General features: G+C 71.9%; 14 protein-coding genes. 5 read left to right on the forward strand and 9 right to left on the reverse strand.

The genetic code is table 11. The annotated features are described in order from the left end of the window. Positions 1–88: 88 nt before the first annotated feature. Entirely contained in the window at positions 89–1183 is a 1095-nt protein-coding gene (locus C6376_RS00240) for a GTP-binding protein (protein ID WP_107441536.1), read from the reverse strand. A gap of 328 nt (positions 1184–1511) precedes the next feature. Between C6376_RS00240 and C6376_RS00245 the strand changes: the two genes are divergently transcribed. From C6376_RS00245 to C6376_RS00260, 4 genes are all read left to right on the forward strand, one after another. After that, the gene (locus C6376_RS00245; protein ID WP_107441537.1) at positions 1512–2777 is read left to right on the forward strand and encodes a citrate synthase; all 1266 of its coding nucleotides are present in this window, start codon (positions 1512–1514) and stop codon (positions 2775–2777) included. 347 nt (positions 2778–3124) lie between these two features. Then, positions 3125–4066 carry a sucrase ferredoxin gene (locus tag C6376_RS00250; protein ID WP_107441538.1) on the forward strand — a complete coding sequence of 314 codons (942 nt, stop codon included), beginning with the start codon at positions 3125–3127 and terminating at the stop codon, positions 4064–4066. 123 nt (positions 4067–4189) lie between these two features. Then, complete coding sequence (locus C6376_RS00255) at positions 4190–5878, forward strand: sensor histidine kinase (protein WP_107441539.1); 1689 nt, start codon at positions 4190–4192, stop codon at positions 5876–5878. Beyond that, positions 5875–6555, forward strand: coding sequence for a response regulator (locus C6376_RS00260; protein WP_107441540.1), 681 nt, complete (start codon positions 5875–5877; stop codon positions 6553–6555). The genes C6376_RS00255 and C6376_RS00260 overlap by 4 nt, the downstream gene beginning before the upstream one ends. 54 nt (positions 6556–6609) lie before the next feature. On the opposite strand, the gene C6376_RS00265 is transcribed toward C6376_RS00260, so the two are convergent. From C6376_RS00265 to C6376_RS00275, 3 genes are all read right to left on the reverse strand, one after another. Further along, positions 6610–7671 (reverse strand): ABC transporter substrate-binding protein, encoded by a 1062-nt coding sequence (locus tag C6376_RS00265; RefSeq protein ID WP_107441541.1) that lies wholly within the window; start codon positions 7669–7671, stop codon positions 6610–6612. Between the two features lie 98 nt (positions 7672–7769). After that, the gene (locus C6376_RS00270) at positions 7770–8633 is read right to left on the reverse strand and encodes an ABC transporter permease (RefSeq protein WP_107441542.1); all 864 of its coding nucleotides are present in this window, start codon (positions 8631–8633) and stop codon (positions 7770–7772) included. Then, positions 8623–9438 (reverse strand): ABC transporter ATP-binding protein, encoded by an 816-nt coding sequence (locus C6376_RS00275; RefSeq protein WP_107441543.1) that lies wholly within the window; start codon positions 9436–9438, stop codon positions 8623–8625. Before C6376_RS00275 ends, C6376_RS00270 begins: the two co-directional genes overlap by 11 nt. Before the next feature lie 161 nt (positions 9439–9599). Here C6376_RS00275 and C6376_RS00280 point away from each other — a divergent pair, with 161 nt between their 5' ends. Further along, positions 9600–10292, forward strand: coding sequence for a response regulator (locus tag C6376_RS00280; protein WP_107441544.1), 693 nt, complete (start codon positions 9600–9602; stop codon positions 10290–10292). A 76-nt stretch (positions 10293–10368) separates the two neighbouring features. Here C6376_RS00280 and C6376_RS00285 read toward each other — a convergent pair whose 3' ends face one another. The 5 genes from C6376_RS00285 to C6376_RS00305 all read right to left on the reverse strand — a co-directional run bounded on the left by C6376_RS00285 (position 10369) and on the right by C6376_RS00305 (position 14969). Continuing rightward, complete coding sequence (locus C6376_RS00285) at positions 10369–11961, reverse strand: cation acetate symporter (RefSeq protein ID WP_107441545.1); 1593 nt, start codon at positions 11959–11961, stop codon at positions 10369–10371. After that, positions 11958–12536: a DUF485 domain-containing protein gene (locus tag C6376_RS00290; protein WP_107441546.1), complete on the reverse strand. Its 579-nt coding sequence runs from the start codon at positions 12534–12536 to the stop codon at positions 11958–11960. The genes C6376_RS00285 and C6376_RS00290 overlap by 4 nt, the downstream gene beginning before the upstream one ends. A 71-nt stretch (positions 12537–12607) precedes the next feature. Continuing rightward, the gene (locus tag C6376_RS00295) at positions 12608–13297 is read right to left on the reverse strand and encodes a response regulator transcription factor (protein ID WP_107441547.1); all 690 of its coding nucleotides are present in this window, start codon (positions 13295–13297) and stop codon (positions 12608–12610) included. Next, positions 13294–14445: a sensor histidine kinase gene (locus tag C6376_RS00300; protein WP_107441548.1), complete on the reverse strand. Its 1152-nt coding sequence runs from the start codon at positions 14443–14445 to the stop codon at positions 13294–13296. The genes C6376_RS00295 and C6376_RS00300 overlap by 4 nt, the downstream gene beginning before the upstream one ends. Next, positions 14442–14969 carry a DUF1453 domain-containing protein gene (locus C6376_RS00305; protein WP_107441549.1) on the reverse strand — a complete coding sequence of 176 codons (528 nt, stop codon included), beginning with the start codon at positions 14967–14969 and terminating at the stop codon, positions 14442–14444. The genes C6376_RS00300 and C6376_RS00305 overlap by 4 nt, the downstream gene beginning before the upstream one ends. Between the last annotated feature and the right edge of the window lie 87 nt (positions 14970–15056).

Here is a 15056-nt window from a genome sequence, read left to right on the forward strand (position 1 = left end):
CGGTGGGGGCCCCTCCCGCGCGAGCGAAGCCGAGCGTGGGGGAGTCGTGCCGGGCGTCGCGAGCCGGTGAACCTTTCCGGCCACGGCATCAGACCTCGGCCGCCTCGGGGAGGTCTTCCTCGGGGTTCTGGACGAAGCGCAGAACGCCCCACATGCCGTGTTCGTCGGCGTGTGGGGCGTCGCTGCGACAACCCTCGAGTTCCTTGCCGAGGAACGCGGTGTCGATGCCCGCGCCGATGAGCACGAGCTGCGTGAGGCGGGCTCCGTCGGCCGGCCAGGGTTGCGGGTAGAAGCGCAGGAAGGGCCCTACCGCGTGCACGGCGTACCGGTTGACCGGGTCATGGGGACCGAAGTCGACGTACCCCTTGATCCGGTAGAGCCCCTCCGGCCGGCTGTCGAGGAACCGCATCAGCAGACGCGGGTCGAGAGGGACCTCCGAGGCGAAGGACACGCTGTCGTAGCCGGCGTGCAGATGCCCGTCGTGCGCATCAGCGCTGGTGTCGTGCGCGTCGGGGTCCTGCGCGTCGGCGTGCCGATGCAGGTCGTCGAAGGACAGCTGCCCGATGCGCTCCTCGCTCGGCCGGCAGTCGAAGAGGAGCTCCGGGTCCACACGGCCGTGGGTGGCCGGGACGACGGCTGCCCGGTCGGTGAGGGTGCGGACGAGCCCGAGGACACGCTCGGGGTCCGGTGCGCGGTCGAGCTTGTTCACGACGACGAGATCGGCGAGGGCGAGATGCCGGTCGATCTCCGGGTGCCTCGCCCGGGTGTCGTCGAACTCGGCCGCGTCGACGACCTCGACGAGCCCCCCGTAGACGATCCCCGGGTGATCGCTGGCGAGCACCATGCGGACGAGTTCCTGCGGTTCGGCGAGGCCGCTGGCCTCGATCACGACGACGTCGATCCCGGTGCCGGGCCGGGCCAGCCGCTCGAGGTAGACGTCCAGTTCGCCGGCGTCGACGGCGCAGCACAGACAGCCGTTGCCGAGCGAGACGGTGGAGTCGCCGAGCGCGCCGGCCACCGCCATGGCGTCGATCTCGATGGCGCCGAAGTCATTGACGATCGCACCGATCCGGCTGCCTCCGCCGTGGTGCAGGAGATGGTTGAGCAGTGTCGTCTTCCCGGAGCCCAGGAATCCGGCGAGGACGACGACCGGGATCTGCTGCGGACCGGGACCGTGTGCCACCGTGCGGCCTTTCTGACAACTGCGCGTGCACCGGCTCGCGGCCGCGGCGCACCTGCGCGAACTGACTGCGCGAACTACTGCGCGAACTACTGCGCGCCCAGGATACGAGCCGGGCGCGGGCCCCCGGAGTCAACGGCCGTCGCAGCACGCGGTGAACGGTCGTCGCAGCACGCGCGGAGCAGACGTCGGGCAAGGGTCTCTGCTGCTCCTGACGCGCCGCATCCCGCAACAACGCCGTCCACCCCGCCCGGAATCGGCGGGTGTCGGGGAACAGGCGTGTCCCGGCCGCCGGGAACCGTCGGGCGCCCGTGTGGATACGGTGACCCCCATGCACGATGAGGACCCCGCGCCCGGCAGCCTCGGACGACGGCTGAGCACCAAGGAAGCCGCCGAGTTGCTCGGAGTGAAGCCCGAGACGGTGTACGCGTACGTCAGCCGCGGCCGGCTGGGCAGCCGGCGCGCGCCCGGGGGCCGGGGCAGCACCTTCGACGCCGGGGAGGTCGAGGCTCTCGCCCGGCGCAACAGGCGCGAGGCCGACGGGACCCCCGGGCCCGGGGCGGAGTTGTCCGTGCGCACCCGCCTCACGTCGATCGACGGTGACCGCTACTACTTCCGCGGGGTCGACGCGGTCGAGCTGGCCGGCCGGCACTCCTACGAGGAGGTCGCCGAATGGCTGTGGACCGGGCGACCGCGCCCGGGAGCCGTCTTCACCGCGCCCGCGGAGTCCGTCGAGGCCGCGGTCCGGGCCGTCGACGCGCTGCCGGAGCACACCGGCACGACCGATCGTCTGCGGGTCGCCGCAGTGGCGGCGGCGGCCGTGGACCCGCTGCGGTTCGACCTGTCCGAGGAGGCCGTGCTCGGCACCGCGCGGACCCTGATCCCCACGTTCGTCGCCGCCCTGCCCGCGCGGCGGCACGGCCGCCGCGTCGTCGAGGGGTCGCTCGCCCGCCGTCTGTGGGAGCGGCTCAGCCAACGCACGGCCGAAGAGGCGCGGCTGCACGTCCTCGACACGGCGCTCGGTCTGCTGGCCGACCACGACCTGGCCGCCTCGACGCTCGCGGTGCGGGTCGCCGCCTCCGCCCGCGCGCACCCCTACGCGGCCGTCTCCGCCGGGCTGGGGGTGCTCGAGGGACCACTGCACGGCGCGGCGGGCGGGCTCGCGCACCGCCTGCTGCTGGAGGTGCTCGACCTCGGCAGCGCCGGACCCGTGATCGCGGAGGAACTGCGGGCCGGGCGCCGCATCCCCGGCCTCGGCCACCCGCTGTACACCGGCGAGGACCCACGCGCGCGTGCCCTGTTCGCGCTCCTGGAGGAGATCCCCGAGGCGGCGCCCGCCCTCGACGCGGCCCGGGACATCGTCGCCACGACCGCCCGCCACGCGCCGCTGCACGCCAATGTGGACCTGGCCCTCGCCGTGTTCACGGTGTCCTGCGGCATGGAGCCCTCGGCCGGTGAGACGGTCTTCGCCGTGGCCCGTACGGCGGGCTGGATCGCCCATGCCCTGGAGGAGTACGGCGAACGGCCCCTGCGGTTCCGCCCGAGCGGCCACTACGTGGGCCCTGAACCGCCTCAGCCGCTGCCTCTGGCGGAGTAGGCCGGGCTTGACCGGCTCCCTTGCCCCCCATCCCCGGCTCCGCGGCTCCGCGGCGCCGGCTCTCCGGCTCCGCGGCTCCGCGGCCGCCAGGACCGGGGGCGGTGTGCTGCCGCGACGACCTTCCCCGGCCGTCCGGGGTCGGCGCCCCCACAGCCCACGGGGTGTCGCATCGCTCGGGCGGCGCGGGCACGACCGGGCGGTACGCGCCGTGGCACCGCCGGAAGCCCTGCCCGCCGCGGCATGCGCCGTTGTGCCACGACGGACAGGGCATTCCGGCGTAGTGCCGATGCCGGGCCGTCGGGCTGACCGGAAGTCGTCCCGGCGCAACTCAGGTTAGGCTCACCTCTGTGAGTACGTGTGCAACCGTCTCGCGGGACCTCGACGAGCCCATCGCCGGAACCGCGGCCACGGCAACCACCTGGCTGCTCCTGGAACAGCCCGGCCCCTGGGGTGCCCGCGCACTGGTCTCGAGCCACCTGGATCCCGTTCTGGGCCGCGCCCTGGAGGCCGCCGCGCAGGACACGGGCGTGCGCGTCGCGCTCATCCGGCGGCCCGGTCGCCACGCGGACTTCGGCGCACCGGCCCTGCGGCAGGTGTACGCGGCCCACACCGTTCCCGGACGGGTGTGGCTGCACGGCGCCACGACCCACGACCCGCGCCGGCTGCTGGACCTCGACTTCGCCGCGCTCGGCCGGGGCGAGCACCACACGTTCGACAGGGTGCTGGGCGGCGCGTCCCACACGGGCGACCCGCTCGCCCTCGTCTGCACCAACGGCAAGCGGGACCGCTGCTGTGCGCTGCTCGGCCGTCCGCTGGCCGCGGAACTCGCCGCCTCGGGGGTGCGGGGTGCCTGGGAGGTCACTCATCTGGGCGGCCATCGCTTCTCCCCCACCCTGCTCGTCCTGCCGCACGGTTACGCGTACGGCCGGGTCACGGCCCACACGGTCGAGGAGGTCCTGCGCGGCGTCCAGGGAGGCCGGATCGTCGCGGAGGGCTGCCGGGGCAGCTCGGCCTGGGAGCGGCCGGGCCAGGCCGCGGAGCTGGCGGTGCGCGCGGAGACCGGCGAGGACGCCGCCGAGGTGCTGAGCGTCGTGCGCACGACCGGTGGCGCGCCCCGCTGGGAGGTGACGGTCGCGCACACGGACGGACGGCACTGGCTGGTCGTCGTGGCCCAGGGCGCCTCGCTGCCGCCGAGGCCGGAGAGCTGCGGCACGTCGGTCCTCGGTGCGCCCGCGCGCATGGACGTGGTGGCGGTGCACGAACTGGCGGGCGCGGCCACGGCACGATGACGTGCCCCACCGGACGGGGCTGGCCGCCCCCGCCCGGTCGAACCGTCTTCTCCTGAACCGGTCGAGAGATCGACCTCACCCGCCCCTTCGGCTGCACGGGCCGGCCCACGTACCGTCTTGGGTATGAGCCCCACTCCCCCCGCCCGGCGGCTGCGCCTCGGAATGCCGCGGCGCATGTTCTCGCAGGTCCTGCTCATGCAGCTGGCGATCGCCGCGGGGGTCGTGGTGCTCGCGACCGGACTGTTCCTCGCCCCGCTGAGCAATCAGCTGGACGACCAGGCGATGCGCCGGGCTCTCGCCATCGCGCAGACGACCGCGGCGGTGCCCCAGATCGCCGAGGATCTGCGGAGCACGCCGCCGACGGTCGACGGCCCGGTGCAGCGCGAGGCCGAACGGATCCGCAAGGCCAGCGGGGCCGAGTACGTCGTGGTGATGGACCTCCACGGCACACGCTGGTCGCACCCCGACTTCGATCAGGTCGGCGGCCATGTCTCGACGGACCCGCGCCAGGCGCTGGCGGGCAAGGACGTGATGGAGATCGACAGCGGCACCCTGGGCCGCTCGGCCCGCGGCAAGGTCCCCCTGCGCGACGCGGACGGCGACATCATCGGCGCGGTCTCCGTCGGCATCGAGTACGACAGCGTTCGCGCCCGGCTCATCCACGCCATCCCCGGGCTGTTCGCCTACGCCGGGGGCGCCCTCGCCGTCGGTGCGCTGGCCGCCTGGCTCATCTCCCGGCGGGTCCACCGGCAGACACGCGACCTGGCCTTCTCGGACATCTCCGCGCTGCTCTCCGAGCGTGAGGCGATGCTGCACGGCATCCGGGAGGGCGTGGTGGCCCTGGACCGCGCAGGCCGTGTCCGGCTGCTCAACGACGAGGCCCAGCGTCTCCTCGGCATCGGGGACGAGGCGGTGGGCACGCCGCCCGACGAGGCCCTCGGCGAGGGACGTACGGCCGACGTCCTGGCCGGGCGGGTGAGCGGCACGGACCTGGTCGCCGTGCGCGGACAGCGTGTCCTGGTGGTGAACCGGATGCCCACCGACGACGGCGGCGCCGTGGCGACCCTGCGCGACCGCACCGAACTGGAACAGCTGGGCCGGGAACTCGACTCGACGCGCGGTCTCATCGACGCGCTGCGCGCCCAGGACCACGAGCACGCCAACCGCATGCACACCCTGCTCGGACTGCTCGAACTGGAGATGTTCGACGATGCCGTCGACTTCGTGGGGGAGGTGGTCGGCGACCACCGGGCCACCGCGGAACAGGTGACGGAGAAGATCGGGGACGCGCTGCTCGCCGCCCTCCTGGTCGGCAAGGCGACCGTCGCGGCCGAGCGGGGCGTCGCCCTGTGGGTCTCGGACCGGACCCGGCTGCCCGACCGGCTGATCGATCCGCGCGGGCTGGTCACGGTCGTCGGCAATCTCGTGGACAACGCGCTCGACGCCGTCGCGGGCACTCCGCACGCGCGCGTGGAGGTCGAGCTGCGGACGGAGGGGCGTGCCGCGGTTCTGCGGGTGCGGGACACCGGGCCCGGCATCCCGGACGGGCAACGTGAGTTGATCTTCACCGAGGGCTGGTCGACGAAGAAGCCGCCGGCGCACGGCAAGCGCGGCATCGGGCTCTCACTGGTGCGCAGGCTCGCGGAACGGCAGGGCGGCAGCGCCACGGTCGGCGAGGCGGCCGGCGGGGGCGCCGAGTTCACCATCGTCCTGCCGGAGGCGCTGACCGAACCGGATCCCGAACCCGTGCCGGATCCCGAACCCGTGCCGGCCCTACCGGCGCTCGGCGCCGCCGAGGAGGAGTCACGATGATCGAGGTACTGGTCGTGGACGACGACGCCAGGGTGGCCCGGGTCAACGCCGCCTACGTCGACAAGGTCCCGGGCTTCCACGTCGCCGGCGAGGCCCACAGCGCCGCCGACGCGCTGCGTCAGCTGGAACTGCTGCCGCACCTGGACCTCGTCCTGCTGGATCACTACCTGCCCGACGACACGGGCCTGGAGGTCGTCCAGGAGATGCGCCGGCGCGGCCACCAGACGGACGTGATCATGGTGACCGCCGCACGGGACGTCTCGACCGTGCAGGCCGCGATGCGCCAGGGCGCGCTGCAGTACCTGGTGAAACCGTTCGCCTTCGCCGGTCTGCGCGGCAAGCTGGAGGCGTACGCCGATCTGCGCCGCACGCTCGACGGCGGCGGCGAGGCCGAGCAGGCCGACGTCGACCGCATCTTCGGCGCGCTGTCCGCCCCCTCGGAACCCGGTCTGCCCAAGGGTCACTCCCCCACCACCGCCGAACTCGTGCGGCAGGCCCTGATGAACGCCGACGGTCCGCTGTCGGCACAGGAGATCGCCGACCGGACCGGGGTGAGCCGGCAGACCGCCCAGCGCTATCTGAAGCTTCTGGAGCGCACGGGGAGGGCCCGGCTGACCCTGAAGTACGGCGACGCGGGCCGCCCGGAACACCGTTACGTGTGGGCGACCCGCGCCTGACGGCACGGACCTCGAAACGAGGCCGTCGTTGCGAGACCGTCGGCCGTGCGGCCGTCAGCCCGCCGCCTTGGCGACGAACTCGGTCGTGTAGGTCCTGTCCAGGTCCACCTCGGCGTTCTTGATGGTCGGGTTGAACGCCTTGAGCACCTTCTCGACGGTCTCGGGCCCGTTCTTGGGCATCACACCGTCCACGGTGAACATGGGTAGCGTGTTCTTGATGGCCACCGAGTAGAGCAGCTTGTTCCCCTGCGAGTAGTCGGCCGGCATCTTCGCGGCGATCTCGGACGCGCTGTGGGTGGACATCCACTTGAGCGTCCTGACGAACGCGTTGGCCAGCTTCTGAACGGTGTCCTTGTGACCGTTGACCCAGTCCGTCTGCATGTACAGGCTGGACGACGGATACGGTCCGCCGAGCGCCTCCTCCGAGCCCTTCGGGGTGCGCATGTCGACGAGGATCTTGCCGGCCTTCTTGTCGAGGACGGTCGCCACGGTCGGGTCGGTGGTCATTCCGGCGTCGATGGAGCCCTGCTGGAGAGCCGCGATGAACGTCGGACCCGCGCCGACGGCGACCGGGGTGAAGTCGCTGACCTTCACGCCGTTCTTGACGGCGAGGTATTTGGTGAGGAAGTCGGTCGAGGAGCCGAGGCCCGTGACGCCGAGCTTCTTGCCCTTGAAGTCCTCGGGCGAGCCGATGTCGCCCTGCGCCTTGGCGGAGACGATCTCCACCTCGCCCGGTGCGTGCGAGAACTGCACCACGGACTCGACGTCCTTCCCCTTCACCTGGAGATCGAGGGTGTGGTCGTAGAAGCCGACGGCGCCCTGGACCTGGCCCGAGACGAGCGCGGTCTCGGCCTGCACCCCGGCCGGCTCGCTCAGCAGCTCGACATCGAGTCCTTCGGCGTCGAAGTAGCCCAGCCGCTGGGTGAGCATCGCCGGCAGGTAGATGACCTTGTCCAGGCCGCCGACCATGATCTTGACCTTCGTCCCCTTGCCGTCCCCCTTGCTGCCGGAGCCGGTCGACGCGGTACTCGCCGCGTCGTTGGCACAGGCGGTGAGGGAGGTGAGGGCGAGCAGGCCGGCGGCGGCGAGGGCCGTGTATCTGGCGGTGGTGCGCATAGTGGGTTCACGTCCTTGTGAGAAGGCGATGCCGAGGGTGTGGCGAGTGGACGAAGGGATCGACGGATCGACGGATCGACGGATCGTTCAACGAGATGTCAGCTGTCGGAGCCGGCCGGCTTCCAGCGGAAGATGCGGCTCTCGGCGAAGGTCAGCAGTCCCTCGGCAACCAGGGCGACGGCGGCGAGGATGACCATGGCCGCGTACACGCCGGCCGCGTTGAACGTGCCCTGCGACTGCGCGACGAGCAGGCCGATGCCCTTGGTCGCGCCGATGTACTCGCCGACGATGGCGCCGATGAGGGCGAAGCCGAAGCTGACGTGAAGGCTGGTGAAGATCCAGGAGGTGGCGGACGGGATGACCACCTGGAGCGTCACCCTTCGATCGCTCGCGCCGAGGATGCGGGCGTTGGCGACGAGATTGCGGTCGACCTCTCGAGCGCCCTGGAAGGCGTTGAAGAAGACCGGGAAGAACACCAGGACGACGGCCGAGGCGACCTTGGAGGCCGGGCCGAGGCCGAACCAGATCACGAAGATCGGGGCCAGCACGATCCTCGGTATGGAGTTGAGCACCTTGATGTACGGACCGAGGACATCGGCGAGGAAGGCGATCCTCCCGAGTGCGATACCGCACACCACACCCGCGACCACACCGATGACCCAGCCCAGCAGCGCCTCGTGGAGCGTGTACCAGATCTGCTCGCCCAGTGAACCGAGAGCGGTTCCGTGCATCACCCAGGTGTAGATCTGGTCCCAGATCTTCGTGGGCATCGAGAAGTTGAACGGATCGATGATCTCGGCCCGGGAGAGCGCCTCCCACAGACCGAGCACGGCCACCAGGAGCAGCCCTCTCGAGGCCATGACGACGACTTTGCGTCTGCGTGCGGCACGCGCGCGTGTGTGGGCGCGATCCGGCGTCTTGGCCGTGTCGACGACCGGCGTGCTGAGAACGTCAGGCGACATCTGCGGTTCCTCTTTCGCGGGTGATGCGGACCTCTTCGCCGAGGGACTCCCAGATCTCGCGGTAGATCTCGATGAACCGCGGCTCCAGACGCACCGACTCGACCTTGCGCGGCCGCGGCAGGTCGATGTCGAAGACCTGCTTCACGGTGGCGGGACCGGCGGTCATCACGACGACCCTGTCGGCCAGCGCGATGGACTCCTCCAAGTCGTGGGTGACGAACACGACGGACGCGCCGGTGCCCTCCCACAGTTCGAGGAGTTCGTCCGACATCAGCGCCCTGGTCTGCACGTCGAGCGCCGAGAACGGCTCGTCCATGAGCAGGATCTCGGGGTCGTTGACGAAGGTCGCGGCGAGGGCGACGCGTTTGCGCTGGCCGCCGGAGAGCTGATGCGGATAGCGGTCCTCGAAGGCGGCGAGGCCGACCCGGTCCAGCCACTCACGGGCCCTGCGTTTCGCCTCCGCCTTGGGCACGCCCCGGAAACGGGGCCCGGCCATGACGTTGGACAGGACCGTGCGCCACGGGAAGGTCGCGTCCTGCTGGAAGACGAAGCCGACCTTGTCGCCGACGCCGCGCACGGACTGACCGGTGACCAGCACCTCGCCCTGGGTGGGCTCTTCCAGCCCGCTGACCAGGGTCAATGTGGTCGACTTGCCGCAGCCGGTCGGTCCGACGACGGCCACGAACTCGCCCCGTGCGACGGTGAGGTCGAGGTTCCGCACAGCGGTGTGCGGGACCCCCGACGGGGTCCTGAAGACCTTGCTCGCGCCCCGCAGCTCGATGGCGGGGCCGGTGTGTGCGCTCATGGCCGGGGACGGTAGAGGCGATCGGCGGGGCTGGAGGAGCCTTCTGGGCACATGCGCTTCTTTTGCTTGCAAGGGCCTGTTGTGCTCGTTTAGCTCGCGCTAGAACAACGAAGCCGAAACACGGGCACATCGCCCGCCTGGCCTTCACGGAGAGAGGCCCGATGATTGACGTCCTGGTGGTGGACGACGACTTCCGTGTCGCCGAGATCAACGCCAAATACGTGGGGAAGGTTCCCGGCTTCCGGGTCGCCGCCCGCGCGCACAGTGCCGCCCAGGCGCTCGCATCGGTGCAGCGCGGAGGCATCGACCTGGTCCTGCTCGACCACTACCTTCCCGACGGCACCGGACTGGAACTCGTCCACCGCATGAGGGAGCAGGGCCACGGCACGGACGTCATCATGATCACAGCGGCTGGTGACGTCACGACGGTGCAGACCGCGATGCGGCTGGGCGCACTGCACTACCTGGTGAAACCGTTCACCTTCGCGGCGCTGCGCACCCGCCTCGACTCGTACGCCGCCCTGCGCCGCACGGTGGACCGGGTCGGCGGCCACGGCGTCGCCGGTCAGGACCAGGTGGACAGGATCTTCAGCGCGCTGCGCACCACGCCCGCGCCCCCGTCCCCCGGCCTGCCGAGCGGTCACTCGGAACCCACCACCGACCTGATCTGCGCGGTGCTGCACCGCGCCGACCACCCGCTCTCGGCCCACGAGGTCGCCGCCGAGACCGGCCTGAGCCGCTCCACCGCCCAGCGCTATCTGCGCCACCTCGAGCAGGCCGGCAGGCTGCACCTCTCCCTCAGGTACGGCGACACCGGCCGCCCCGAGCACCGGTATGCGTGGGTGGCTCCGTAGCGACGCAGGATCCTCCCCCGGCGGCCCGGCCGCGCAAGGCACCGTTTCGGCCGCTTCCGCTCCCCACGGCCGGCGTCTAGACCGCGCCCGCTCCGGTCAGCGACCGCACCTCGGCCTCCGCGTGCCTGGCCTCGTCCGCGACCTCGGCCGCGGTGACCGTGCCCAGCCAGCCCGCCAGGAAGCCCAGCGGAATCGAGACCAGGCCGGGGTTCTCCAGCGGAAAGTACTGGAAGTCCACCGCCGGGAACAGCGACCCCGGACTGCCCGACACCACCGGCGACAACACCACGAGCGCCAGGGCCGGAATCAGCCCTCCGTACACCGCCCACACGGCGCCCCGCGTGGTGAAGCCCCGCCAGAACAGCGAGTACAGCAGGACCGGCAGGTTCGCGGAGGCGGCGACGGCGAACGCGAGACCGACCAGAAAGGCGACGTTGAGATCGCGGGCCAGCAGACCGAGGGCGATCGCGACCGCTCCGACTCCCACGGCGGCGACCCGTGCCACCGCCACCTCGCTGCGGGGCCGGGAACGCCGACGACGCAGGGAGGCGTAGAGGTCGTGCGCCACCGACGCCGAGGAGGCCAGCGTGATCCCGGCGACGACCGCGAGGATCGTGGCGAAGGCGACGGCCGCCACCACCGCGAACAGAACGGTGCCCCCCGTGGAGTCGGGACCGCCGCCCAGATCGAGGGCCAGCAGGGGCACCGCCGTGTTCCCCGACGCGTTCGAGCCGCGGACCGCGTCCGGGCCGACGATCGCCGCCGCGCCGAAGCCCAGCACGATCGTCATCAGATAGAAGCCGCCGATGAGCCCGATCGACCAGACGACGGACCGCCGGGCGGCCTGCGCGGTCGGCACGGTGTAGAAGCGGGACAGGATGTGCGGCAGCCCGGCCGTGCCCAGCACCAGGGCGAGACCGAGGCTCATGAAGTCGCAGCGCGCGGTCCAGTCCCCGCCGTACTTCAGCCCGGGCGCAAGGAACGCGTCGCCGTGCCCGCTGCGCTCGGCGGCCGTGCGCAGCAGTTGGTCGAAGTCGCCGTGGAAGCGCACGAGGACGAGCACGGTGAGCGTGACGGTGCCGCCCAGCAGCAGAACCGCCTTGACGATCTGGATCCACGTCGTGGCCCGCATCCCTCCCAGCGACACATAGACGACCATGAGCGCACCCACCCCGATGACGGCCCAGGACCGAGCCGCCTCGCCGGTGTTCCCGAGGAGCAGCGCGACCAGACTGCCCGCGCCGACCATCTGCGCCACCAGGTACAGAACGGACACGGTGACCGAGGAGGTTCCCGCCGCGATCCGCACCGGCCGCTCCCTCATCCGCGCGGCGACCACGTCGGCCAGGGTGAACCGCCCGCAGTTGCGGACCAGTTCGGCCACCAGGAACAGGACCACCAGCCAGGCGACCAGGAAGCCCACCGAGTACAGCAGGCCGTCGTACCCGAAGAGCGCGATCAGTCCGGAGATCCCGAGGAAGGAGGCGGCCGACATGTAGTCGCCGGCGATGGCGAACCCGTTCTCCATGGGCGAGAACAGCCGGCCCCCGGCGTAGAACTCCTCCGCCGAACCACGCCGGTTGCGGCTCACCCAGGTGGTGATCCCCAGCGTCACCGCGACGAAGGCGCTGAACAGCATCAACGCGAGCGTCTGATGGTTGCCGGTCACGACGCACCGCCGCGGGCTCCGCGGGTCAGTTCCTGGGTGTCCCAGCGCAGTTCGAGTGCCGCCCGGTCGCGGCGCAGCCGTGCGTGCCGGGCGTAGGCCCAGGTGAGCAGGAACGTGCTGAGGAACTGTCCGAGCCCGGCGAGCAGTGCCACGTTCACCGCGCCCACCACCGGCCGCGCCATGAACCCGGGCGCGCTCGTCGCCGTCACGACGTAGGCCACGTACCAGACGAGGAACCCGACGGAGGCGGGCCCCACGAACCGCCGGTACCGGCTGCGCACCTCCTGGAAGGCCGCGCTGCGCTGCACCTCGAGGTAGATCTCGGCCGCCGCAGCGGCACCGGTCGCGCGCGCCGCACGGGCCGCGGGGATCTCGGCCGGGTAGACACCCACCCCGGCCGACTCGCCCCAGCCCGAGGCGAGCGCCTCGTACCACGGGTCGTCGTAGCGCACCTCACCCGTCGCTCCCGGGTACGGCTGATCGTGACGTCGGTGGGGCTCGCGCGCATGCGGCGTGGCGCCGCCGGTCTCGGGATCGTCCCCGCCGGTGCGGACGCAACCGTTGCTTGACTGCATGCCCAAGGATGGACAGAACGGGAAGATCCCTGACTCTTCTTCCCCGCACACTTCACTCCATCAGGTGACCATCAGGCCGATCCCGCTGCGGGCGGCCGCACCAGCCCTTTCCGGTAGGCGTAACTGACCGCCTGAGCACGGTCCTTGAGTCCCGTCTTGGAGAACATGTTGTTGATGTGGGTCTTCACCGTGGCGATGGACACGCTCAGCCTGCGGGCGATCTCCGGGTTGCTGAGGCCTTCGGCGATCAGCACCAGAACCTCCGCCTCCCGTGTGGTGAGCCCGTCGGGCACGACGGCGGGCCGGGCCGGCTCGGGTTCGGGCGCCGACAACCGCTCCAGCAGCCTGCGCTGGACACTCGGCGACAGGCCGGCGTCCCCGGACAGCACGCTGTGCACGGCGCGTACGATCTCGTCCCCGCCGGCGTCCTTCGTGAGATATCCCCGCGCTCCGGCCTTCAGCGCCGGGAACAGGGACTCGTCGTCCGCATACGTGGTGAGCACCACGACCTGGGTGCCGGGGTATGTCGCGGTGATGCGCCGAGTGGCCTCCACGCCGTCGCAGCGGGGCATGCGCAGGTCCATCAGCACCACGTCGGGGGCCAGTTCGGCGACGAGCCGTACCGCCTCCTCGCCGTCCCCCGCGGCGCCCACCACCTCGACTCCCGGCAGGAGCCCGAGCAGCATCACGATGCCTTCTCTGACGACGGTCTGATCGTCTGCGACCACCACCCTGGCGGGCTTCTCCGGTTCCCCGGTCATACGGGCACCCTCAGCGTCACCACGAACCCTTTCTCGTCCGGCCCTGCGGCGAGCGAGCCGCCCAGCAACTCGGCGCGCTCACGCATACCCAGCAGACCGTACCCGCCGCCGGCCTGCGAAAGTTCGCCCGGCGAGCCGCCCGAGTCCCGCACGTCCAGGGTGACTTCGCGCGGGCCGTACTCGAGCCGCACGCTCACCTTCGCGCCCGGCGCGTGCTTGCGTGCGTTCGTCAACGCTTCCTGGGCGACCCTGCGCACGGCCTGCGAGGCCTCGACCGGCAACGGGACGCGCTCGCCGGCGACCGTGACCTCGGCGCCTTCGGACGCTCCGACGAGACCGGTGAGGAACTCCTCCAGCGGCGTCACCTCGCCGCGCAACGCGGAGAGCGACTGCCGGGTCTCCTCCAGACCGTCGCGGGCCATGCCGCGGGCCGCCACCACGCGTTCGAGGATCTGTGCGCGGTCCGCGCCCCGTTCGATCAGCAGCCGGGCCGCCTCCAGGTGCACCAGTTGCGCCGAGAGACTGTGGGCGAGCACGTCGTGTATCTCCCGGGCGATGCGGGCCCGCTCCGCGAGCGCGGCGGACTCGGCCTCGGCCGCGCGGGCCGCCTGCTCCTGGGCGAGCAGTCGCTGTGCGGTTCCTCTGGCCTCGGCGTCGAGCCGCAGCGCGTAGCCGGCGAGGGCCATGCCCCCGATGACGGCCGCCGAGACCGGCCCGCGGTCGTCGTCGACCGCGGCGAAGGCGGCGAATCCGGCCGAGGCCACGGGCACGGCGGCGGCCAGGGGCAGTCGCTCCAGAGCGGCGATGGCGCAACCACAGCACAGGACCACGGCCGCGGAGCGCAGTCCTGCGGCCCCGGCCCCGACGGCCAGTACCAGCAGTGCGAGGAGGAGGGCGAGGGAAGGCCACAGCCGGTGCTCGAGCGTGGTCCGGAACAGGGCCCACGCGAGCCCGCCGGCCACGAGCAGCCCGCCCGCCCCGACGACCCCGGCCCACCCGTGGACGCGGCTGTCGTGGAGGGCGCCCCACACCAGCGCGACGAGCACCAGCAGCCGCACTCCCCAGGCCAGCAGCCGCCTGAGCCGGGGGATCTCCTCGGGACTCAGCGCTTCTCGCGAGGGCCATCTGGTCCAGAGGTTCTCCGTCACACGCGCTCCTTCCACGCGGACCGGGGCACGCGGTCACCGTACGCCGTGGCCTGCGCGATGTCGGGACCGTACAGGGACCGCGCCCGTAGAACCAGGAGCCCGGAGCGCACCAGCAGGCTGGTCGCGAGTCCCAGCACCAGGGCCGAGCCGTGCTGGTGGAGGCCCGCCAGTACGCCGAGCCCGAAGAGGCCGAGCCGCAGCGCGATGCCGGCGAACCAGACGGCTGCGCTCACCCTGGTGCTCCTGCCCCACACCGAGCCGTCCGCCTCGACCCACACCCGCGTGGTCCACGCCCAGGCGGCCCCCATGGCCAGGCCGACGACCAGTTCGGTACCGAGGAACAGGGCGGATGTGGTGGGGTGGCGCGCGTCGAGCAGGTCGGGATCGCGCAGCGCCGTGACCGCCAGGACGCCGGGCAGGACCCACCATCGCCGGTCCGCGTCTATACGGCCGGCCCGGAACTGCCGAACGATCACGAGGGCGATCACCGCCGCGATCACCAGTGCGTGGAGGAGCCCGGGCATCACAGCCTCCGTGAGCGGGAAGGGGAGGCCGGCAGCCAGCGCTGCCGACGCCTTCGACGCTACGGAAACACGTCGGCTCGCAGATCG

Origin of the sequence: Streptomyces sp. P3 (genome assembly GCF_003032475.1) — a bacterium.
Classification (GTDB): Bacteria; Actinomycetota; Actinomycetes; order Streptomycetales; family Streptomycetaceae; genus Streptomyces.